Raw genomic sequence first — 22,462 nt, forward strand, 5'->3', positions numbered from 1 at the left:
TCGAATGACCGCAGTTGGGCCGGAAGCGGAAGGGCTGTCTTTGGGGTGGTGACGCCGATAGCAGACGCTAGATTTGTAGCGTCTACCGGTCGTTACGAACGATTGTCTAGTCGCGGCGTTCAGCGACCATGACACTTCTTATATCTCAGCCCGCTCTGACATGGACAGGGATCGTTGCGCCGGGGCTCGCGCCCGACCCGGGGCATTTTCGGTGCTTGAGCGACCGGAGACTGTGCGTTCGCCTTTGCACGCTCTTTCATCCGCTCTACATCATCAAAAATGTGGGCATTGTCGTCGGTGCGCGAGGAAGGTCTGGTGACCTCAAAGGTATACGCCGTTTTATAGGTGCCGCCAGCAGTAGCTTCGACCATGATCCCGGTCGTGTCAGCGGTGGGTGTGAGAAATGCTGCAGCGCTGGCTTTGTCGTGGACTCTTTGCCAGTCGATCTTATCGCCTGAACTCTGCAGCCAGATAAAGAAGGGTTTGTCACTTCCGTAAAGGAAGTAGCGGGCGGGGTGCTGGTTCAGCGACTTGCGGAGGTCGACGAGCATTGACGCTAGGTCGTTCCGACCTTCCCCACCAAGATCCCTAATGTAACTTTCGGCCAAAAGCCAACCGGGAGCCCGTGTGGCATTAAGTGCCCGGAGAACCTTCAAGACGTCGTCGGGGAAGGCTTGAGCCGGGAAAGGTTTGACTTCCCAGTTTTCGCCCTCGAAACTCCGGTCAACATCGTAGCTCATGCCATCCCAGACGACCAGATTCGCTTTGCCATCCTTCAACTGGTCGGCCAAGTCCTGGTCGAAGCGGTTCTTCTTCAGATAGGCGCCAAGGTGATCGACTTCGTCGAAGAGATGAGCGCCGCGCAGACCCGCGACGGCCTGTCGGACTTCCATATAGTGGGCAAACTCCCCGGGCGTAGGCAGCAGTCGCTTGAGCACGAACAGGTCATCGATGGAAAGTGACACGAAGGCATGTTTCCCGAGCAGCGGCTCGACCTGCGGCAGCTCCTTGCAAAAAGTCGAAAACGGCGAGAACGATTCGACCGTCAAGCCAATCGGCACCATCACGCGGTAGTCCGCACGCAGGACACGCGCGCACTCGACGTACTTGCCGTCGACAAGATGGTAAAGTGGTACTTCGTCCGCCGAGTTCAGATAGTTGAAGAAGCGCTCGCACTGCTTGTAGGCCTTGATCACCAGGTCCTGCACCGATTGGGCGTGCCGACCGAAGTCGAGCGCTGGAGACGCGATGGTCGCGGCCGCCCCGGCCTTTGCCTCAACGAGAAACAGCACATCTTCAATCAGGATTAGCGTGTCGTTTTCCGACCATTGTTTGCTTGCCGGATCCTTGTAGTAGACCTCTTGAAGAACCTTAGCGCCCGGCAGCTGGGCGTTCAGGATGTCGGCGAAGGCGGCTTCGCTCATCATCTTCTGCCGCTCGTTGAAAGCCGCCTTATAATCAGGCTTACGCTGCAGCAGATTGAACAGCAGCGCACGATATCCTGCGTCGCGAGTGAAGCACGGGTCGACCGCGTAGTAGTCGGAGCCGAGCTGGATAAGGGGCTTCTTACGCGCGGGCAGCGTCCGGTACGGAGTGCCCGCATGGTCTCCGGGCGCGAAGAACTCCTTCTCTTCTCCGCGCTGGTACGCGAGATCCGCCAGTAGAACAGATGGGAGATTGGTGTGACGGCTTACGTTGGCAACGCCACCCCTGAACATGTCATCAATCGCCAGCCCGGCGGCCTTTGCCTGTTCCGCGTTGTCCGCCGCCCAAGCCTCCATGACCTCTTCCAGAGGCTTATCTTCCGCCCGGGCGAAGATCTGTACCGCCTCGAACTGGTTCATCATTTCCATGATGGCGTCGGCATGGCCAGAGCGCGTGGCATCGGTCATGGCTTGAAACCCGATCGCGATGTCTTCGGCACCGACGCCGTAAACCTCTTTCAGCACATCGTCGTGCGGCGCGAGCACGTAGCGGTAAAATTCGCCCTCCAGAACCTGATAGCGGTTCCCGCGAAGCAATACCCAGGTGGATTTTGCGCGGTATTCAATGTCGGCCGTGTCAGGGCCGAAAGCGCCGTCCTTCGTGTCAGCCGATGTGGCCATAGCGTAGAACATGGCCTGTTGCTGCAGCTCACGACCAAGCTCAAAGAGTTCTGCGCACTTCGCTTCGTCAAAATCGACTTTCTCAGGGGCCGGGTCGGACGCAAGAACCGCGTGCACATACTCCAGCAGGAACTGGTTCTCGGTGATGACGTCGTCACGGCCGGCCGCTTCGCGTTCTTTCGCAGTAATGTCCTGTTCCGACATGGCCTTCATCACGCGCTGGGCATAAATGTAGCCGAGCAAGTCATGAGGTGGCATGGCAACAATCAGCGCGCGCATGCGCGCGGCTGTCGTTTCCATGTCTCTCAGCAGCGAGGATGCGGCCTCCTTGCGCTTCTGCTCGGCTGCCTCATCTGATGGCATTATAGTTCCCCTAGTTTCACTCTAGCTCAGGACTTTGCTTAGGGCAGCAGTGCCAATCCGGCCGCTTTCGGGAGGTGACGGGCCAAAACCAAATGACCGACCTGCGTCGCATTGCAGCTGCGGCCTCGCCCGCGGAGGTGAGGCCGCTCTCGTTGTTAGTCAGACCTCTGTTGCTTCAGCCAGCGTCAGGGCGTCTTCTACGTCAACGCCGAGATACCGGACCGTATTCTCGATCTTGGTGTGCCCAAGCAGGATTTGAACGGCACGAAGATTGCCCGTCGCTTTGTAGATGATCGATGCCTTCGTGCGTCGGAGCGAGTGGGTACCGTATTCCTCTCGGCGCAGGCCAATCGCTGAAACCCACTCATCGACCAGGCGAGCGTATTGCCTCGTGCTCAAATGGCGGTTCCCGTCTACGCGACTGGGGAACGCGAAGTCATCCACCGTCCCTCCGCGTCGCTGAAGCCATGCCAATAAGCTCGCCCGGGCATCCGACGTAATTTCGAACTGGACCGGTCGTCCTGTTTTCTGCTGGATCACCATCGACCGCGTTCGGATTTCCGGACCGGCCACAAGCGTGCCGATCTTCGTCTTCACCAAGTCGCATCCGCGCAACTTACTATCAATGGCGAGGTCGAACAAAGCTCGGTCTCGCATACGGCCTTCGCGATCAAGAAAGAAACGGATCGCCCAAATCTGCCGAGGCTTCAGAGCACGCTTGGCACCGACTCGTTTGCCGGCATTCCACGCCGGTCTGCCTCTAGCTGCAGGGTCATACTGCGAAGTTCCCATGCTCGTTCTCCTGTGGCCAAAATTGGCCTTCGGAGAAACGGCGGTCGGGCCGAAAGCTGCTTCAAGGCTCGGAATGTCACAAGCGGACCTTCAGGCGCGCTGTGTGCATAGACGTGAACTGACCCGTTGCTGAGATCGAAGTTTGAAGAACCTAGGTCTGCTCTGCGCCGATCGCGACCACCAATTGGCAAGTTCGGTGTGGGCTTCACTTGATCGTGACAGTGCCCCTCGAATGCCCTACTTCTGCTTCGCCAGGTCGTCCAACCGCTTCAAAATTTCCGTCTCGAGATCTTCCACGCGCTCCGCCAAGCCTACAATTTTCTTGTCAATCTTCTCTTTAACGATCCCCTCTAACCTAAACGCTTGTTCAGCAGTAAAGGGCGGCGTTGTCGATATATAGACTGTGTAGTCAAAATCCGCGTAGCAGCCAAATTTAACCATAATAACCCCATTCTTTGTATAGAATGTTGCGCCCTCAACGCACTGTCCAGCACGTACTTGCTTAAGCCTTGACCCGATCACATAAACATCCCCTCTGCCAAGATCGCATTGTATCTCGTTGGCGTTGAAGTTGTTGCAGCTACTGCTACCGGTGTCTGTCTTGCCAAAAATAAACTCGTCCGCGCGCGAACCGTTGCTCCCGAAAGCCGAAATAAGTACTGCAACAAAAAGTCGTATCATTTGAGGCTTCCACTCAATCACCCGAGCCAACGAGTATTTCCTGGTACGGATCTATGCCCGCCGCAAGCAAGACCTTCAGGTCTTGCAAGTCGCTCGATGTCAGATTCGAGGGAGCAACCGTTTGATATGCACCAAGTTCGCTCGCCGCGGCCTGCCTGACACGGAGCAGATCGGTCAGATATGGTGTCGGAGTCAACCACAGCTCGTCGCCAAGTATATCTGACATCTGCGGAAGCGACACCTGCGCTCCGTTAATGTCGATAGCCCAACCGGAGCCGACATCTTTTTCTTCCGTCAAATGTTGAAATGCGACATCGCTGCCCAACAGCTTTCTAAGCAGAGCAGGCGACTTTCTTGCACTGACACCGACCGAATAGGCCAGCTTTGAATGGCCAAAAAGCGCCAGTCGCCTTTCGACAATGTACGCAGCGAGGTTAGAGGCGAAGTAGGGGCTGCTTTGAAGCAACCCCTTGTAATTGCCGTCGCCTGAACCAAGCAACTCTTTTTTCAACTCCTGAAACTCCTTTCGCGCAGCGTCGCGGTCAACCGGTTGGCCGCCTCTTGTGCAGGCATGATCCCGGAAAAGCCGTTTTCCTTCCCATTTCTTGCAAAAAATCGAGTCGAAGTCGCTGCCCAGTTGCCAGACCTGATACGCCGCTGGCAGCAAAACGTCGCCCGCCAGCATGGCTCGTTGCGCAATCGCAACCTCGGACATATGCACCGCGAATCTCAAACGCTCCTCGGTACTGCTGCTCAAGCGCTTTCGAGCGTATAGCTGCTCGAGAGTCGGTATCTTTTGATCACCATCGCTCAGGAGCTCGAAGTAGACGTGCGAGGAAACCAGGTAAGCAACGTATTTGGTCACGGCGTACGGATCGAGCGCCGACGCGACATTGTCATCGTAGATCTCCTCCAATTCGAGGCCTGCGGTCTTGTCGGGCTGCGAAATTGCCGCAGCGAACAGGGCTGGATTGGACAGGCTATGGAGTGCGCCGGCGACGTAATACGTCTTAAGAACTTTATATGCGCGTGTGTTGTAATCTACAGACGGTGCAAACTTTACGGCCTCCGCGGCTGGCGCCTGCGCCGCATCGTTGATCGCAACATTCGACGGAAGGTGAAATAACTCTGGTATTTTTGCATCGATCGGCCTGAAGTATTTTTCAAAGGCAGACTTGCAATTCCGAATTGCCGAAGTGTCCGCGTTCTGATCAACCAATTCCTGATAGGATCCAAACGTGATCCGTGAATCTTTGAATCGCGGATACCCGGGCAGTTTTTTTGCGAATTGATCGTTGAACGCCTCCCGCTTAACGATGGAAAAGCAGATGTCGAGATCCGACCGCAGATCAGCGCGGATCACATCATATATCAAGGCAACGTTCGCGTTAACGGCCGCGATCGCTGCCATTTCCCGCTCGTGATATTGAGTAATCTTTTCATCCAGCTCGCGAAGCTGCGCGAGGATCTTCTTCTGTAATTCCAGCATCTGCCCGACTGCCCGGGCCATCCCGTCGTTTTCTTGTTCACCTCCAAGCGCTTTGAAGAACTTTATTCCCTGAAGTAGGGTGGGAAGCGCCTCGGCCGGATTCGCATAGGCGACGGCAATGTTGGCGGAAAGGGAAATGCCCGATGATAGGATGGATATGTCCCTGGCCGCGTCAGAATATCCAAGCTCGGCCATGATGCCGGCTGCGGCATCCAGCTGCCTCACGGATCCCTTCGCGAAATCACCGAACTCTATCGCTTGTTCATTCTGGTCTTCCGCGACACCTTCGTCGCCTGCCTTTATCTCGAGCGTCTTCGCTTTCTCCTTGACGTTTCTTGTCGCGTCTACGGCGGAGGATGCAGCACCCATCTGCCTCTCGTCAGTCCCAAAATCTTTTGCGGAATAGCCGTTCGGATGGTCTCTCTTATGCTGCTCCACATCGCGCTGAAGCTGTTCTATCGCGGTCCCAAGGTAGAGAATCGCTTCATTCTGCAATTCGTCCTTTTCCACCTGCGTGCCGACCGAATCGAAGAGACCACCAGGTTTGAGAATATACCGGGATCGATAAAGCGCTTCCTGAACTCTCTCAAAGCGCCTCTTCGGAGTATCCAGATCGAGCTCGTCAAAACTCCCTGCCAAGCGCAGCTCTTCCAGTCCCTGGCGAAGAAGGGTTTTCAGTGCGGCGTCGCGGCGGGCTTCCACCTCTTTGTATTCCTTGTCGACCAATTCTTCGACAAGCGTGCCGCCTCCTGGCGCAAAGTCCGCTATTGATTTCTCCGTAAAACCGAGGATGTACTCCTTCTTTAGCCGGTCCTCGAACTGTTGGGCAACGACGGCGCGCCTGCGTGCCAGATCCTCGTATTTCGCGCGCCAGCCGGCTTCGGCAGCAACTCTTGCGGCACTTTCGACGCTAGGGGTCGAGATCATCTGCATGCACCTAGTGCTGCACACGATCGACGATTTTGGAAAGTCGAGCTCGCCCGCATTAGCTGGCCAGCACGAGGCTCCGAAAAGGAGTGCAAGCGACAGGGTTGCAATATGTTGGCGTGCCAATGTCGCCCCCCATTGCGGTATTTTGGGCAGGTTACCACAGGGGATCGGAGCCTGCCACTAAGACCCGAACGACTTGACGGCCCAAAGAACCAAATCGGAACACATTCAACTGGGATGTCCCCTGTCGTCGCCGCTAACGTCCGCTTTCAGGCACTGGCAAAGTTGATAGAAACGGCCGACATGGGCGCAAAGCTGCCGTTCGCGTCGTGGAAGACGTACGTCCGCTTTGGGTCATGGGCGTTCGGCCGGTGGCGAACGAACTTCCGCGGGGGTCATCTTCCGCCATTCCGCACCGGTACTAAGTGTCAGATTTTATCCACTACAAGAGAGATGTTTGGCCGCTCGGGTTCGAAGCGGTTGCCCAGAATTTGTGAGCGAGATCATGCTTGGCGGCTAGCAAAAGCCAATACAATGGCTGGTTCTTGCTGCCGGTGATCAATTTCATCTCGGTCGACGGCCAAACTCCCAGCTTCTCGACCAAAGTGCGCCAGTGCGAGAAGACCTCCTGGCGCACTCCTTTTTGAGCCTGGTCCTTGTTCACGGCACTCTCCCAGCCCGGCGCGAAAGTTTCGAAGGCCTCGTCATCGCCAGAAAGATTTTTCCCCATGTTTCGTTGGAGGTCCATCTGCGCGATGTGAACAAGTATGTCGATTCGCTTGATGCCCGACAGCGCCCTGATCATCCTGAAATCTAGAGCCTCAAGGCTGAACGGATCCAAGAAAGCGAAATGTAACCCGTACGGGTTCAACTTCGGAATCAGCGTCTCGATCGCCTCGACAGCTGTGCCGACGAACGTCTCTACCGGCGCACCAAGTCTCCTCAATCGCTCCTCGGCCGCATCGACCCGCTTGCCATCAAGGTCGCCGATATAAACCTTCGTGAACGGCGAACCGCCGGCAACACTCTTCTTCCAAGCAGCCACTGCCCCACCGTCGATGAACTCGCCGGTCTCGCGAACTTTGGCGCGACCTGGACCGCAGAATGGATCAATGTAAGTAGCCCCAGCTTTCCGTGGTGCCGTCCAAAGCGAACGAACGCTGCGCGACATGTCTACATAGCGGCAAAGATAGGCGTGCTTCTCCTTAGTCCAGAAGCCGACATCCTCCGCCGGCAGTCCATCATCGCCGTTTACCAACTTGCCGATTGCGCCCTCCAACCCATGACCCATTGTCCGCATAATGACTCACCATGCGGATCATGCGCCACATTGCCGATGATGCGGAACGCCAGCAATAGCTTGGGCTGATACTTTTCCTGTGTTCGCCACAGGAGATCGACCTATGCGCCTCAGCGCAGCGATGATCGAAAACATCCGGCTTCGTGTTTCCCCCGAAGAAAAGCATGCACTGCGCGCCGCCGCTCTGAAGCGCGGCCTCACGCTGTCCGAATACATTCGAGAAGCGGCAACGGAAGCCTCCCAGCGGGCGGCCGCATAGCATGTCGTATATCCAAGCCCCTCCAATGACGCTCATGCAGCTCTGGCGCCTCCACAGGGCTGAATGCCGGGCCATAGGCTCAATCGTGGCTGATGCCCGCGGCGGCACCCTTCCCGGCGTCGAACCCCTTTCCAGCGGCTTCGGTTTCAGCGTGACCGACCAACGGGCTGCTTTGGCTGCCATGCGGCACGGCCCTAGCCATTTCGAACATGCCGCCGTGGCACTGCAAGCAAGGGGCCGCTGATGGCTAGCATTTACGACTGGAGCATGGTCGCAGCGAACAATGGCGCGGCTGATGCGCAGATAAATTATTCGGAAGGCATGCCTCCGAGCGCCGTGAATAACTCCGCGAGGCAGGCGATGGCCAGGAACGCCGAACTGCTTGGCGACATTGGCGGCGCGCTTACGGCCGGCGGGACAGCCGATGCCCTGACTATCACCACCAACTCGGCGTTCACGGCTTATGCAAACGGGCGAATCCTCGCACTGCGCATCGCCACCGACAACACAGGGGCTGCGACACTCAACGTCAATGCCATCGGCGCGAAGTCCATTCGCAAGATGGTCGCAGCAGGCGAATCTGCGCTGACCGGTGGAGAACTTCAGGCCACCGGCATCTATCTGCTGATGTATCAGAGCGCGCTTAATGCCGCTGCCGGCGCGTGGCTGCTGCTCAATCCGACTATGGATCTGAGCGCCTATGTCACGCTGACCGGCACGGAAATCCTCACCAACAAAACGCTGACCAGCCCGGCTATTAACACGCCGACGATTACTGGCGGCTCCGGCAGTGGCATGACGCTGACCACAGCCACACTTACAACGCCGACACTGACCCTGAAGCAGAGTGCGGCACCAACGCCAACTGCCGAAGGCGACACCCAGTGGGATACTGACGACAATGTTCTTGCTATCGGCGATGGTGCAGCAACGAAACTTTTCATCCCAATTCCTGCAAGCACTGCGGCCGGTGACATTGAGTATTTCACCGGGGCCAAAGTCAAGGCTAGGCTTGCCAAAGGTACGGCGGGCCAAACACTGCGCATGAATTCAGGTGCCACAGCACCTGAATGGGTCAGTATCACCGGTGCGCCAGATGCTGTCATGGAAGAACAGAAGGCGTCCGCCACAGAAGGCGGCACTTTTACCTCCGGCGCTTGGCGCACGCGTGATCTGAATACAGAAGTGCTAGACCCTTCGTCGCTCGTCTCTATCGCCGCGAACGCGTTCACTCCGACCGTGGCGGGATGGGTGGAATGGTCGGCACCTGCGAGCAACGTCGGGCAGCACAAAACCAGGCTATTCAACGTTACCGATGCCACCGTGGCTGGGGTGGGCTCGTCGGAGCAAAGCGCCGGGAGTGCCGATACCCAAACGAGGTCATTCGGCGGCGCTCCTGTCGTTGCCGGCAAAGCATACCGCATCGAACACCAATGCACCAACACAGTGGCCACCAACGGTCTTGGTCGGCCATCCGGCTTCGCCAGCACGGTTGAAGTCTATACCCGCGTCGAGTTCTGGAGGACGGCATAATGAGCAACTTCGTTCTCCTCGAAAACGACGTCATCGTTCGAGCCTATCGTTTGGAAGACGCTAAATGACCCTTCAGGAAATCCTGGCCTCGATCCTAAACCCCAACGGGACGCAGCAGGCCCAGCCTGTGCCGCAGATGGCAGGCCCGTCACCGGTTGGGGACCACAACAACCCTGCTTTGCTTCGGCAGGCACAGCAGAGGCTTGCCCAACCGCCACAGATGCCGCAACAGGCTCCGCAGGCCCAGCCAAGGCCAGCGACGCCTCCGCAGCTTAAACAGGGCGCGCCAGCCTCAGAAAGCGCTCCACAGGGCGCCCCTGCACCCGGCGCGGGTGGGTTTGGCGGACTTGGTGACTTCCTGCAGAACATCATCGCGCCGCAGAGTGCAAAGAAGAACGTGACCGTGGGCTGGCTGACCAATCAGGGCCTTGACGAGGGCACGGCTACCATTCTCGCGACGGACAAGCCGTCGCTGCGGTCCTATCTCCTCCAGCGAGCGAAAGGCAATGGTCCGACCGAATTTGATCAGCGCGCGCAGGCGGCCGCTCAATACGGCATGGATCCTCAGTCCGAGGAAGGTCGGAATTTTATTCTCACTGGCAAAATGCCGGAAGAGGGCGGACCGTCGCTTATCAACGCTGGCGACGGTCGGCTGTATGATCCGAACACCAAGCAATGGATCACGGCACCAAGCACTGGCAACGGAGGACCGTTCGAGGGCACCTCTGTTGAGGCGCAATCGCTGAACCATCTGGTCAAGACGGGTCAGTTGACACAAGACCAGGCTGCGCAGCTCGGAGCTGGGAAGACCATCACCAATCCGGCTGATGGATCGATCACCTTCCTCACCCCGCAAGGTGTGTTCGGCCAGACGGCGAATGGCGGCCCGCCACAGCCGTTGACGCCACAGGCGGGTGGGGGTGCTGCACCGGCACCGAACGCCTCCGGGCGCCCTGGCATCATCCCGCTCACTGAAGGAAAGCCCGGCAAGCTGGCGACCGAAGGCGAACGCCGCAACCGCTCGCTGTATTCGGTGGTTGAGCCAGAACTGAAGATTGTTGAAACCAACTTCGATGCGCTGGCCGACATCAAGAACCAAGCATATTCCAGGCTTCCTTTTAGCGAATATGTGACGACGCCAGAATACCAGCAGGCGGCAAACTCGCTTCAGACCATCGTTTCGTCCTACCTCTACAGCGTGTCCGGTGCGACCGCGACACCGGATGAGGTGAGGAAACAGACCGATATCCTGACGCCGCGCCCCGGCGAGTCGAAGCCCTCGATCGAGAGCAAGAAACGCCGCGTTCGGGCCATGGTAGACTCAATCAGGCAGTCTGGCGGGCAGTGGGAACCATCGCGGCCCGGCGGCACTCCTGGCGCACCGGGAGCGGATATCGGACCCTCGCGTGTTTACAATCCAAATCCGCCAGCCTCCAACCCCGGCGTGGCCAAGTACCAGAATCGGGCTGTGAACCGTCAGACCGGCGAGATTATCGAGTGGGACGGTAGCAACTGGGTGCCAGTGCAATGAACGGTCGGATACCGCCCCCACCCCCCGGCTTTGTCGTCGTGGACGATCCAAGAGGCCGCCCGATGCAAGGACCGCCCGCGCCGGCTGTCAATTCCATGCCGGCGCCCCCTCCCGGCTTTGAGATGTTCGATGATGCAGCAGCAAACTCTGCCATTGCACAGCCTCCGCAAGGCAGCGATGGGGTGAGAACCGCCCGTTCGTTCGCGGGGGGCATGGCTGATCTTGCAACGTTCGGACTGGCCGACGAGGCAGCGGCAGGCATCGGCACGGTTGGCGGAATGCTGCCAGGTGGACATGGCAAGGGCTATAACGAGCTCTTGGAGGAAATCCGCGCGCAAAGCGCGGCTGACGCCGAAGCTCACCCATACATGCATGTTGCCGGTCAGGTGGCCGGGGGTGTCGGCAATGCTGCCGGTATGGTCAAGGGCGGCATGTCGATGGCGGCCAATGCCGCTCAAGCCGGCAAGGGTTGGCTAGTGCGAATGCTCGGCGGCGCGGCCGATGGTGGCTTGTCAGCCGCCGCGTATGGCGCCGGTAGTGGTGAGGACGCTCGGGACCGTGTGTGGAACGCTGCCAGAAATCTTCCATACGGTGTGGCGCTTGGCGCTGGGGGCGAGGGCATAGCGACAGGTGCAGGCAAGCTTTATGGCCGCGTCTTCCGTGGATCCGATGATGTCGCGCGAGGCATCAATCCGGCCGCGAACGTTTCGTACGCGGAACAGTTTGGCATCCCGCTTTCCCGCGCTCAGGCCACACGGTCTGTTCCACAGTCGAATATTGAAAACCAGCTTCGCAGCCAAGGCGCGATGTCGTCATTCGACCAAACCCAACGTGAAGCGGTGGGCCAATCTGTTGGCGGTGTTCAGAGCCGCATTGCCGGTGCTCAGCCTGTCATTTCGGGGCAGGCTTCGGCCTATGACAGCATCCCCGGGGCGTTGCGGGGCAAGCGGGATGCACTCAAGGCGGCCAGCCAGGATGCCTATGAGGCGTCGGTAAATAATCCGAACGTGCTGGTTTCGGGCGATGCCGTTAAGTCGATACCGTCGTTCATTCGAGGTAAGCTCGACGCAGACCAGATCCTCATCGATCCGATGTATCATCAAGGCGCTTCGCGGGCGATGTCGTTCATCGATGACTATATCGGCCGCATGCCAAAGCCGGGCGGTGATGTCCATTCGGTACAGGCGCAATTGCGCTGGGTCGAGAATCTCCGAGCCGGCTTGCGCAAGAATTTCCCGCCGATCGGACAGGATGCGCCTGCTCTCAAGGCGATCAGCTCCGCGATCGATGACTGGACTGATGACGTATTCGACCGCGGCTTGGTCAGCGCCAGCGACGACGTGCTTCAAGAACTGAAGAACGCTCGCTCGAAATGGTCGGAATACAAAGGGATGACCGAGCCGCGCGCCAAGGTGGGCGGTCGGCTGAACCCGCAGTATGAGGCGCAAGCACGCGTCCGCAACATCATGGAAAAGGACCTCTCGCCGAAGGAGGTTGGGCAGTATCTTTGGGGGACTTCTGTGGCTTCTCCGAAAAATGCGTCGTTCATGACCGCTAACGAGCTGCGCCGTCATCTTGGCGCGGACAGTCCGCAATGGAGCGGCATCCGCCAGTCATTCTGGCTCAGGGCCACCAGGGCGGGCGACGATGCCATGCAGCCGCATCAGATCGTCAAAAATCTTGATGGGCTTCTTGAAGGTAACGGCAAGGGCGTGGCGCATGTTCTCTACTCGCCCGACGAACGGGACATGATGCGGAAGTTCGCAGCTGTTATGCGCAACCTTTCCCCGGCCCGCGAGGGCATCAACGGCTCGAATACCGCTAACCGATTGATGCCGATGCTGAACAAATATGCCACTGGCATCCTCACTGCCCTGGCCAGCGGCGGAGGCTTCGCGGGCGGATTGGGACCGCTCGAATCAATGGGTCTCGGGGCCGTTACCGGAGCAGCTGCCAGAGGGCTGGGTTCAGTGGCCAGGACTGCACGCGTTGGCGCTGCCACGAGGGTGCCCGTCCCGGTCAATCCAAGCGGCCTTGGCGGCGCTACGCTTCGAGGCGGAGGAATGCCGATTTTGCAAAACCAGAGAGGCGAGCAGCTGTTGATTAAGCCTTAGGACCAAAAATCAGGTTGGTAATCCAATCCGCGAACGGGACGCCAACATAACGGTCGATCAGAGGGCCTAAGTAATAAATGACCGCTCCCATGGCTACGATGAAAGTCACGAGACACAGAGCGCGGAACAGCAACTTGCCGGTTGGCGACAAATGCTCTGGCGGCCGGAAATGGTCATAGCTCATTCGTGCAAGATAGGCGTGAAACGATGAAAGCGGAAGACCGATGACCATTCCAACGCTCGCAGACTACATGAAATTCGTAGAGGGGCGCATGGAAGCCGCATGCGGCGAGAAGATGGACCCGGATTTGGCCACGAGGCTTTCTGCCGTCTTCACTTCAACCGCCGTGAGCGACACTGACCTGTTCAATTTTATTGCCTATGGCCATGGCTGTCACGCTTTGGCGGAAGCATTTCGAGAGCGCGGCGACATCAGCAACGCGGGCTTCTTTCACGCCATGGGCCAGGACTTGCTCAGCAAGGCTGCGAACGCTCTCGCGGATCTGATGGCAATCGGTATTCAGCAGGCGGGTATGGCGAGGCACTAATGACAGTCGTTCCGATGCCAAAGCGCGCGCGAGCAAACGACAGGTTGTCGCTTGCTGCCGAGGAGGCAAAGCCGAAAAACGCCGTCGCAAAACCGTACGAGCCGACCGATCGGGAAATCGCAGCGCGGGCCGCCTACAAAAAGCGGCGGGCAAGCAAGCCGCCTGTTCCGCAAATTAACGTCTCAATGAGCGAAGATGGCGCTAAGCGCGTCGCATCGCTCGCGGTGGACCACCCTGACCCCACACTAGGCTATGAGCTATTAGCCGAAGCCGTAGGGGCCGATAATGGCACTTTCCTTGCCGGCACTCTCGATTCACTGGCAAAGGTCGCTCAGGTTGGCGATGTGGTTCGTGAGGGGGAAATGAACTATGCCCTCTCCATGGTATGCGGGCTCCGACCGAAGGACCAGATCGAAGCGACTCTCGGCGTCCAGATGGCCGCCATTCACATGGCCACGATGAATGCCGCTATGTGCATGGGACAAGCAAAGACGTGGGAATTGAAGGAATCGCAGGAACGGGCATTAAACCGCCTCGCCCGTACATATGTGGCCCAGGTTGAGGCCCTGAAGCGTTATCGCAGCAAGGGAGAGCAGCGCGTGATTGTCGAGCGCGTGAACGTTGAAAAGGGCGGACAAGCCATCGTCGGCAACGTCGCCCATGGGGGCGGGGTAGGCGAAGAAAATGATCGATAACCCCATGAACCGTGCACCGCGTTGTCAGGCTCGAAGCAAGCGCAGCGGGGTTGGCTGCAAAGCCCCGGCTGTACGTGGCCATCGCGTCTGTCGCTTTCATGGGGCTGGCGGTGGAGCACCAAGAGGCGCCGCTCATGGCCAATATCGACACGGACGATTCACTTGCGAGGCTATCGCACAGCGCAAAGAGATTGCGGCTCTGATTGCGGATGCGCGGCGAGCGGCGGCCGCGGTGCGATGAGTGTGGACTACTGAGCCGCGAATGCCCAAGCCCGCCGTGCCGAAAGGTGCGGTGGCTTTTTTGCGTGTGGAACAAAGGGTTTCTGCAGCACGTCATCGCAAACAAGTGCTGTGAGGTCGGATTGCCCGATCAGCCCGCGCCCTCCGGGAGGGTACGCGGGCTCCTTGTGTCACGACTTTGCCGGCGGCGTCTGGCGGCGGCGTCTGGCGGTTCTTCAGTATCCGCGACTGCCGCAGCAATGATGCGCAGGCCGTCGCCGGTCGCAGCGTGGCTCTTGAACGGGCCACTCAGTCCACCAGTTCGAAATCGCCGGGCTTCCAGGTCTTGTCGAACCAGGGCTCTAGCGGCCCATAGAGGCGCAGGAGTGTGTTCCAGCCCTTGCCCGGCATGGTCTGCACCCAATTGCCTTCCTGTCCGGCGGGGGCTTTGGGGCCGAACCAGACGGTCACCGAACCATCGGCGTTTTTCTTGATGTCCTTCTGGTTGCTGTCCAGGCCGGCGAGCTTCTGGTCGGTCTCCAGCATCGAGCGGGTCTGACCGTCATAGACCGTAAACGACCAGAAGTTAGCGGCGGGAATCGGTGCCGGCAGCGTGATCTTGTAGGTCTTGCCACCGTCGAGATAGCGACCCTCCGAGTCGCGGGCGCCCACCGCATAGGCCGAGCCGGTGCCCGGCTTCGCCGCAGCCATCGCCGGCGTGATGCCGGTGGCGTAATAGTGGAACGTGGTACGGGCATCGAGCAACCGCTCGGCGCCATCGGCAAATTCAGAGCTGCCACCGATGAAAGTCGTGTACCACTGGCGGTCCGGGTAGAACTTCGACCGCTCGTCGCGCGAGGCGAAAAGGATCGCCCGCGCGGTTGCGTTGCCGACGGCGACCGCATCCGTGAGAATCGCCTTCATCCGCTCGTCCGGCGCGAAGGGCTTGCCCTTCTTGATGCCGATCGACGCGAAGAGCCCCACCATCTCCGGGTTGACGAAGTCGGCGGGCTCGTTCTGGACCACGGCATCGAGCTCTTCGTAGAAATGAAAGTCATTGGCGTGGATCGTGTTGAATTGCATGCCCGATGTGTTGACGAATTTCTGTTCGGGTGGATTGGCGGCCGCCGAAAGCGGGTAGATCCGTGCTTTCTCCTTGACGCCTTTCACCGCCGCCGGGATGTCGCCGTTCTGCACGAAGGCCCGAAAGAAGAAAAGGTTGGAATAGGTAGGTGATTTGATTACGAAGGAGCCGTCGGCCGGAACCGCGCCAGTGTAGTCCGCGGCGACGAAAACATACTTGCCACCTTTGCCCTGATCAGGGCCGGTCTGCCCGATGTCGGTCACGAAGCGGAAATAGGCATCGTCTAGCGGGCCGAGAACATTCGGCGGTACCTCCAAGACCACCGGACCGTCTTTCAGGTCGAGACAGCTGAAGACATAGACTGTTGTCGAGTTCCCGGTCAGGAGCAGCGAACGGGCATCAAACAGGTCTTCGGTGATGCCGATGCCTTCATTTGGCTTGATGCCGGCTGCGGCGAAACCTTTGCAAGCCGCGTAAACCGATGCGGCCGGCATGCCTGACAGGAATGCCTCCACGCCGCGGACGAAGTCGAGGTTGTCGTAAACCTTCTTCACGGTTTCCTCGTCGGGGAGACCGTCGAAGAATTTCAGCGTGCCGATCCGGGTCTGAACCGTGTCCGGCGTGAGGATCGACGGCGGAACTTTGGCGGAATATTTTGGCGCGGGCTGTTCCTGCCCCCACGCCGGCATCGCAGCCGCCATGGCCAGCACGGCAATTGAGATCGTTCCGAATATGCGCATCACACTGATGTCCTCCCTAGTTAACCTTCATTCTTGGTGTCGTAGGCAGCGCACTAGACAACTGTCCGGGAGCGGCCATTTCGGTGGCACGGTTTTCTCAAAGGCGCTTAACGCAGCATCTTACTTGTTTGTGCGCTAATGTGAATTGCAACGGGAGCTAGGTAGTCCCGCCGGCCGCATCGCTCTACGCGCCGTTTCCCGGCTGCAAGCTGCGCTTGCGCCAGTCCAGACTGGGCCCCTGTCGCAAATAGCAGCAACACAGGCGTCCTCGCTCGGCAGCACGCCCGCACAAACGCTAATGGCTGGCCTAACTACATGGCTCTGAGATCGGTTTGAAACTCCTTTGAGATGCTATCCAGAGCCATCTTGATGTCGTCAGGGCTGTCTATGCCGCCGCTGAAAAGAGCGATCAGACGGCGGGCCAAATGCTCCCGCGCCGGGTGGCTGCCCTCAATGCCAGCTTGTTCACAATAATCGTCTAGAATTCTGGTGAGCGTCGCCAACTGCTCGGCGTCTGCTATGCCTCGGAGGGTCATCGCGCGTCTCCCTGTGTTGGGGCGAAAGCGTGATCGACTCTTTCAAGCGTCCGTTGCCATGCAGATCGGACGACGTGGGGACTATGCGCCTATTCCCGACAGATAGCGAATCGCTCGAAGTCCGTGTCACGGCCCTCTAACCGCTCAACGGTTTCAATGATGGCCTTGGCGAGCGCTTCGCCCTCGTGGATGGGTTCAGGGCCATAGAGCCCCAAGACGGCTTCCTCGCTCGGCAGCACACCGGCCGGGCACTTCTCTTCAATGACCATGCGAATTAGGTCGAGGCAATTCCGGGCGTCGTAGGCAGGGTCTTGGACTTTCATCCTCGCGATTCTGGCGCCGGCTTGCCGATCGTCAAGGCTGGCCGGCGCGCATTATGGCGTGCGCGATGGCGAGCTGCGCCTCGACTTTAGTTCCTCTTCCTATCGCCTTGCCTTCCGCCAGCCGGCCGCTCGCGCCTCGGCCTCGCTGCAAAACCACCGTTCGCCCTTCCGCGAGGTGATCCGCGTCTCATCGTAATATTTTTGGCCAGGCACATGGTAGATATGCCCACCAGAGCTAATGTTGCCTTTGATGTTGCAAATGTGTCGAGAAGCCCGACGCTAGTCGATGGGTCGCTGACACGGTCTCGACCTTGTCGGTGTTTGCGGCACGCCAATCCCAAGGTTGATCAAACCGGCCCTGCCAAACACCGCGGTGAGCCGCCTTGGCAGTGCGTTGTTCGGCGGCAAATGCGCCGTTCGAATAGCGAGGCCAATCTAGAGCGAGGCCTTGTTCAACGAGCCATTTCTGAATGCTTCGGCCGTCGGCGCGATTGCAGTTCCCGACGAGACGCCCGTACTGATCACGATCGACAAAACTGCAACGCAGCGGTCGCGATGCTGCCAGGATCTTTTCTAAGGCTTGGGCAGCGCGGCGCCCGCATGGGTAGTCAAAGCCCTTGGCGTCGTCGCAGTTCTTTCGGCATGCGCGCAAGATGAACTGAGAGCAGACCAATAGGGAGTCCCATAGACGGCCTGTCCCTCCTGCGATACCCTGCATCAGGCACCAAGGGTAGGATGCGACCGTGATCAGATCAACACTGTTTCTCATTACATTGTTGTTGACCATCGACAACGCCGCGGCTGACCAACGAGACAAGAATGTTTGGATCGGCCTGACCCAACATAGGATAAGCCAGACCCATAATCCCTCACACTGGAGCGCGGTGAGCATAATTGCTGACCAACTCCCCAATATGCCCAAGACGGAAGGTGAGTTGAGGCATATTCTTAACATGTTAAGATATGGAAGTGAACGATCCTACCTAACCTTCTCGCATTCGAGAACTCCCAGTGATACCGTCGAAGATGCAAATCTATTTCTTGAGCAGTTCAAGCAATTGCCAAACCTATCCGCCATGCTATTTGCCAATCGTCAGCATGCGCTAAAGAACTACGCTGAGTCCTCCGAGTGGACTACGCATTTTTGGTCCGCCTACAATAAAGAATTCGCCAGCAACTGGGCTTATTTCGACATTGATAAAGCGGGCGCCCTAGGAAAGATCTACGATTGGGCTCAAGGTAACCCGATTTTTGCGAAAGTATGGGATGAAGTCTACGCTCCAATAATTAATGCGCGAATCCAGGACCGCGCAAATTCTATCTTGGCCGAGAATCAAGACTTCGCCGCTATCGAGGGAGTAAAATTAATTTCATCTGAAAACGCTGACGTTAAATCAGCGGTTGAAAAATTGAGTAACAGTTTATCTGAAATGAAACTTAAAAATACGCAGGAAGATAAAGACGCTGTTGCCCAACCGGACGACATTGTCAAGATCCTGATGAAACAGCAGAAAGATCAGAGTAATTTAGAACGGTCAGAGTTCGAGCGTGAGGGGATACGCTCTGCTGTATTTCTAACTTCTCTATTTTTTAGCGACAAGAAAGAGAGTCAAAGGTTCGTTGCAGTAGGCAATGCAATCATTGATGTAATCAAGATTGCGGACACGTACGAGCGGCTATATACATCCGGTCCCGGGGCTGAGTCAGCGTCTAGCGTTGGAACTGCAGCCATGACAATGAACTATTTTGCGATATTCGTCTCGTTGGTTCAAACTATGGAGGATACCGGGCCTACCGGCGACCAAATAATTTCTGCCCAAATAGTTAATCTGGCGAAGCAAATGGAGGCTTACCAGAAGGAAAACAGAGCCCGATTTGATCGCATAGATGCGGAGCTGTCACAGATTTTTGCGGAAATGGTGAGCCAGTTTAGTAATGCAGCAAATCAGATTGCCTTAGCGCGAGCAGACCTTAGTGAAATTCGCGGTGCGATGGCCCAAACGCTAACTCGTTTGGATCACATCGAGCGACGCTTGGTGCGCTATTTAGAAGTGATTGCTGCCGAGCCCTTCGAGGGGGCCATGAAAAAGTGTGTAGGTGTAGCGAAGGCCATTGGCATACCCCTCACCGAAACTGAATATGCAAAATGCACTTTGGAGATTTCTCGGTTCCTTGACTTAGCTCGGAGCGAACCGCTGGCAGGCACTTGGAAGGTGGGGTCGAAGCTGACTGACATCGACATCCCGCTTGAAGAAAGGGACTGGTCGGCCGCTATCAACGTCTTCCTCGGCTTAGCACAGGATAGGGGCGGTTTTCCTTTTAGCGCTAGGCGCGCAAACCCGCTCCGCTGGACGCGTGCCGCCGACGCTTACATCAGACTGGCGGTCGAAAACGACGCGTTCTTTAAATCGCAACCGTCCGCTATTTTGGATTCTCTCGTCAACGAGGGGGTCTCCATTGAATCCGACCTTACAAAGCGATTCGTCGAGCAGCCGGAGAAATTCTTAACTTTACTCGATTCAATGATGGCAGAGCATCTGTCCGCCGTTCAGCGAGTCGAGCGTTCGGCGAGCGAGATTCGTCAAAAGGTCTTACTAGAGATGGATGCAACCGCAGTTTGGTTGAGCCCGTCTGAACTTTCGGAGATCGCAAATAGACTGTTGCCGGACTTTTCTAAACGTGACGTCGTTTATGCGGCAGATTGGCCAGTGCTATCAACAGAGTGGAACAAGATTCAAGATAAGGGCCGCGGTTGGAATCGCAAATCTGGCGCCCAAGGAAAATATTTAGAATATAAACCATTAGTCGGCGGCCCCCATATTTGGAAGGTGAGCCTCAACGACCCAACACTGATTGCAGCAGAGTTGGTTGGTCTTGGGCAACTGGCATTTAGGTATGCTCCCGATGTTCTGAATCCCGAGTCGCTAAGCGATCAGGCGGTGGCAAGCTTGGTCGGTGAGCCGATCGTCTCAGTATTCGCATATCTGCTTCCAAAAGGAAAACCGACGCCAGAGAAGCCACTAGCGATAATTGACTATAGAAAAGGTTGGAAGCAAATATTGTATTTCCAAGGCTGCAACAGACCAGCAAATTGCAAATATATGAAGAACTTTGGCGGTGATCGTCAAAAACAATTTGACTGGGTGACTTTCCTTGAAACCGAGAATACGTTAGCAAACCCTTTGATCACCCGTTCTCCTTTGTTGACGAAACAGGTTGAAACTAGACTTGACGAACTCTTAGTGCGTCAAAATCAGGAGTTGATTCGGGAGCTTGAGCGACCTGATAGTCCGCTTCACATCGCGGTCCACGATTTAGAAACAATCGCTCTGGCGATCAGAGGGCTAACAGCCCTTACTCTTCCCGGCCCGAGCCTTTACCAAGATGGGCTGCGCTCTGTCGTGCTTGGGGTTCCCGAGTCGAAGGCATGCTTACTCACAAGTTCACGGGTTCAAATCGGTACGTCAAGCGTCACTGAAAACTCGCACTTCAAGGATCCCATGAGTAAGCTTGACGTGATTCCTGAGGTCAAACCAAAAACAGTCACCAATGAAGATGGTTTTAAGCCCTGCACCAGCGACGAGATCGAACCCGAATCCTTCCCGTTCCTAATCGATTCTCGCATAGTGAGGCGGTTCGTCACGTTAGCGGTTGGTTCGAGTCAGATCAATCCAGATTTGATCGACAACCGCAGCTTGTTAGTTGGCCTAAGTTCACTGGCAGATTCCGGGAGGACTGCTCTCTTCTCTCAGGTAAGTCGTGCAATAGAACGAACAAAGAAGGAGCCCAATATTCACCCTTCGATCAGCTTCTTTCTAAGCAGGCTACATTCGCTAAAGCTAGCTAAGGAGCAACCTGTCGCGAGGGCTATTGAGCAGTAGATCTATTGACGACCGGAGCCATAGGTAGTGCCAACTTGCTGAAACGTCCGCGATATTGGACTAGCTCTTGTCAGGCCGTCTCGCCGCCGCAGACGGACGCTCGTACCCAAGAGTCGGCTAAGGGTCCGAGCTGGGCCATTCAGGCTTCTCCGAGTAGAGGACAGCTTCTGGCGCACCCGCGACCTCCCGAATGGTCGCCAACAATGTCTGCTTTCAGGCAGTGGCAACGGTCACCTCAATGGCCGATATTGGGCGCTGCCTGTGCGTTCCGACCGGCGACACAGGCAACGGGTCAGCCTCTCGACGGTCTCAATGATGGCTTTGGCCAGCGCTTCACCCTCATGAATCGGCTCGGGACCATAGCAGCAAGACAGCTTCTTCGCTCGGCAGCACACCAGCCGGGCAGGTCTGTTCAATAGCCATGCGAACCAGCTTGAGGGCGGCCCAGGCGTTGCAGATGTTATCTTGGCCGTCCATGCTTCCTCGCTGAGATGGTCGCGCGCAGCAGCCAGGGTAGCCAGGGTAGGAGTTGCGTGGCCGCTGGGCCTAACCGGCGGGGCGTCTTGGGGGCCATGATCGACGGCCGGGCCAGCCGCCCGCGCTGAATTAGGCAGGCATAACGCAACTAGCCTGGCGAGGCACGTCTGCCCTGCCTCCACAGCCTCCATCCGCCGACCAACATCAGCGCACCCCAAAGCAGGAAACCCAAATCCCAGTAGATCCATTGCTCCCGCGGGACGGTCTCGTTGACATGGTGGATGCCGAGGATCTGGTGATCCACCAGCCCTTCGACGAGGTTGAACAAGCCAAATCCGATGAGCACTGTGCCGACCAGCATCTTTCCCGACCACCAAAGGTGCGATTGATGCGCGGCGCGCCAGAGCAGGACCAGCCCAAGCACAACGAACAGATAGGTGGCGGCGTGGAACAGACCGTCGAGGAGCGTGTTGAATCGCAGGTTTTCGACGCTGTCGGCGGGATAGCCGGCGCTGGTTACCATGTGTGCCACTGGAGCAGCTGATGAAAGACGATGCCGTCGAAAAAGCCGCCCAAACCAAGGCCAAACAGAATGCCTGCGAGCGTGGGTAACTGGCGGGGCTTCGCATCTAGGCTTGGCACGAGTTAACTCCTTCTCGGGCGAAAAAGCGCAACGCCGACGACCAACTTTCGTTGCCGCAGCCCTGCGGAATCACGTTCCGTCACTCTGGCTAATGTAAGCGGCCGCCTAGAATCGAATAAGTGCGTAAAATTGTAAGTACCGGCAAAGGCCTGCGTGGTTCGCCTTCTCAACCATTGTCAAGTCCGTGCAAGACTGTCGCAGATCGGTTTAGAACGAATA

The 22,462-nt window shown here is 57.4% G+C and carries 18 protein-coding genes and 1 pseudogene; 7 read left to right on the forward strand and 12 right to left on the reverse strand.

Annotation, left to right across the window (positions count from 1 at the left end; all coding sequences use genetic code 11):
• Positions 1–119 precede the first annotated feature (119 nt).
• The 5 genes from CIT31_RS02580 to CIT31_RS02600 all read right to left on the reverse strand — a co-directional run bounded on the left by CIT31_RS02580 (position 120) and on the right by CIT31_RS02600 (position 7,639).
• Positions 120–2,468 carry an SEC-C metal-binding domain-containing protein gene (locus CIT31_RS02580; RefSeq protein ID WP_095517338.1) on the reverse strand — a complete coding sequence of 783 codons (2,349 nt, stop codon included), beginning with the start codon at positions 2,466–2,468 and terminating at the stop codon, positions 120–122.
• 159 nt (positions 2,469–2,627) lie between these two features.
• Positions 2,628–3,260 carry a tyrosine-type recombinase/integrase gene (locus CIT31_RS02585; RefSeq protein WP_095517339.1) on the reverse strand — a complete coding sequence of 211 codons (633 nt, stop codon included), beginning with the start codon at positions 3,258–3,260 and terminating at the stop codon, positions 2,628–2,630.
• Between the two features lie 237 nt (positions 3,261–3,497).
• Positions 3,498–3,941, reverse strand: a complete 444-nt coding sequence (locus tag CIT31_RS02590) for a hypothetical protein (RefSeq protein ID WP_095517340.1) — start codon at positions 3,939–3,941, stop codon at positions 3,498–3,500.
• A gap of 13 nt (positions 3,942–3,954) precedes the next feature.
• Positions 3,955–6,363 carry a hypothetical protein gene (locus CIT31_RS02595; RefSeq protein ID WP_095517341.1) on the reverse strand — a complete coding sequence of 803 codons (2,409 nt, stop codon included), beginning with the start codon at positions 6,361–6,363 and terminating at the stop codon, positions 3,955–3,957.
• 439 nt (positions 6,364–6,802) lie between these two features.
• A complete protein-coding gene (locus CIT31_RS02600; RefSeq protein WP_245316093.1) occupies positions 6,803–7,639 on the reverse strand; it encodes a three-Cys-motif partner protein TcmP in 837 nt (278 codons plus the stop codon).
• A 124-nt stretch (positions 7,640–7,763) separates the two neighbouring features.
• Here CIT31_RS02600 and CIT31_RS02605 point away from each other — a divergent pair, with 124 nt between their 5' ends.
• From CIT31_RS02605 to CIT31_RS02625, 4 genes are all read left to right on the forward strand, one after another.
• Positions 7,764–7,919, forward strand: a complete 156-nt coding sequence (locus tag CIT31_RS02605; RefSeq protein WP_095517342.1) for a plasmid mobilization protein — start codon at positions 7,764–7,766, stop codon at positions 7,917–7,919.
• Between the two features lie 243 nt (positions 7,920–8,162).
• Positions 8,163–9,452 (forward strand): hypothetical protein, encoded by a 1,290-nt coding sequence (locus tag CIT31_RS02615; protein ID WP_133116107.1) that lies wholly within the window; start codon positions 8,163–8,165, stop codon positions 9,450–9,452.
• 64 nt (positions 9,453–9,516) lie between these two features.
• A complete protein-coding gene (locus CIT31_RS02620) occupies positions 9,517–10,983 on the forward strand; it encodes a hypothetical protein (protein ID WP_133116108.1) in 1,467 nt (488 codons plus the stop codon).
• Positions 10,984–11,195: 212 nt separating this feature from the next.
• Positions 11,196–13,097 (forward strand): hypothetical protein, encoded by a 1,902-nt coding sequence (locus CIT31_RS02625; protein ID WP_133116109.1) that lies wholly within the window; start codon positions 11,196–11,198, stop codon positions 13,095–13,097.
• On the opposite strand, the gene CIT31_RS02630 is transcribed toward CIT31_RS02625, so the two are convergent.
• Complete coding sequence (locus tag CIT31_RS02630) at positions 13,087–13,329, reverse strand: hypothetical protein (protein WP_095517347.1); 243 nt, start codon at positions 13,327–13,329, stop codon at positions 13,087–13,089. The two genes, CIT31_RS02625 and CIT31_RS02630, sit on opposite strands and share 11 nt — an antisense overlap.
• Here CIT31_RS02630 and CIT31_RS02635 point away from each other — a divergent pair.
• Positions 13,322–13,645: a hypothetical protein gene (locus CIT31_RS02635; protein WP_133116110.1), complete on the forward strand. Its 324-nt coding sequence runs from the start codon at positions 13,322–13,324 to the stop codon at positions 13,643–13,645. The genes CIT31_RS02630 and CIT31_RS02635 overlap by 8 nt on opposite strands.
• Positions 13,645–14,340 carry a hypothetical protein gene (locus CIT31_RS02640; protein WP_095517349.1) on the forward strand — a complete coding sequence of 232 codons (696 nt, stop codon included), beginning with the start codon at positions 13,645–13,647 and terminating at the stop codon, positions 14,338–14,340. The genes CIT31_RS02635 and CIT31_RS02640 overlap by 1 nt, the downstream gene beginning before the upstream one ends.
• 528 nt (positions 14,341–14,868) lie before the next feature.
• Here the strand turns inward: CIT31_RS02640 and CIT31_RS02650 are convergent.
• The 5 genes from CIT31_RS02650 to CIT31_RS02665 all read right to left on the reverse strand — a co-directional run bounded on the left by CIT31_RS02650 (position 14,869) and on the right by CIT31_RS02665 (position 18,029).
• Positions 14,869–16,383, reverse strand: a complete 1,515-nt coding sequence (locus CIT31_RS02650; protein ID WP_245316094.1) for a DUF1254 domain-containing protein — start codon at positions 16,381–16,383, stop codon at positions 14,869–14,871.
• Between the two features lie 311 nt (positions 16,384–16,694).
• Positions 16,695–16,919, reverse strand: a complete 225-nt coding sequence (locus tag CIT31_RS02655) for a hypothetical protein (RefSeq protein WP_095517351.1) — start codon at positions 16,917–16,919, stop codon at positions 16,695–16,697.
• 89 nt (positions 16,920–17,008) lie between these two features.
• Positions 17,009–17,242 (reverse strand): hypothetical protein, encoded by a 234-nt coding sequence (locus tag CIT31_RS02660; RefSeq protein WP_095517352.1) that lies wholly within the window; start codon positions 17,240–17,242, stop codon positions 17,009–17,011.
• 99 nt (positions 17,243–17,341) lie between these two features.
• The gene (locus tag CIT31_RS36265) at positions 17,342–17,455 is read right to left on the reverse strand and encodes a sunset domain-containing protein (RefSeq protein WP_483425957.1); all 114 of its coding nucleotides are present in this window, start codon (positions 17,453–17,455) and stop codon (positions 17,342–17,344) included.
• 22 nt (positions 17,456–17,477) lie between these two features.
• Entirely contained in the window at positions 17,478–18,029 is a 552-nt protein-coding gene (locus CIT31_RS02665; protein ID WP_342586903.1) for a thermonuclease family protein, read from the reverse strand.
• Here CIT31_RS02665 and CIT31_RS02670 point away from each other — a divergent pair.
• Complete coding sequence (locus CIT31_RS02670) at positions 17,986–21,123, forward strand: hypothetical protein (protein WP_133116111.1); 3,138 nt, start codon at positions 17,986–17,988, stop codon at positions 21,121–21,123. The genes CIT31_RS02665 and CIT31_RS02670 overlap by 44 nt on opposite strands.
• Positions 21,124–21,748: 625 nt before the next feature.
• Here CIT31_RS02670 and CIT31_RS02680 read toward each other — a convergent pair.
• A pseudogene (locus tag CIT31_RS02680) lies at positions 21,749–22,242 on the reverse strand (DUF2243 domain-containing protein).
• Positions 22,243–22,462 lie beyond the last annotated feature (220 nt).

The organism is Mesorhizobium wenxiniae (genome assembly GCF_002284535.1).
GTDB lineage: Bacteria > Pseudomonadota > Alphaproteobacteria > Rhizobiales > Rhizobiaceae > Mesorhizobium > Mesorhizobium wenxiniae.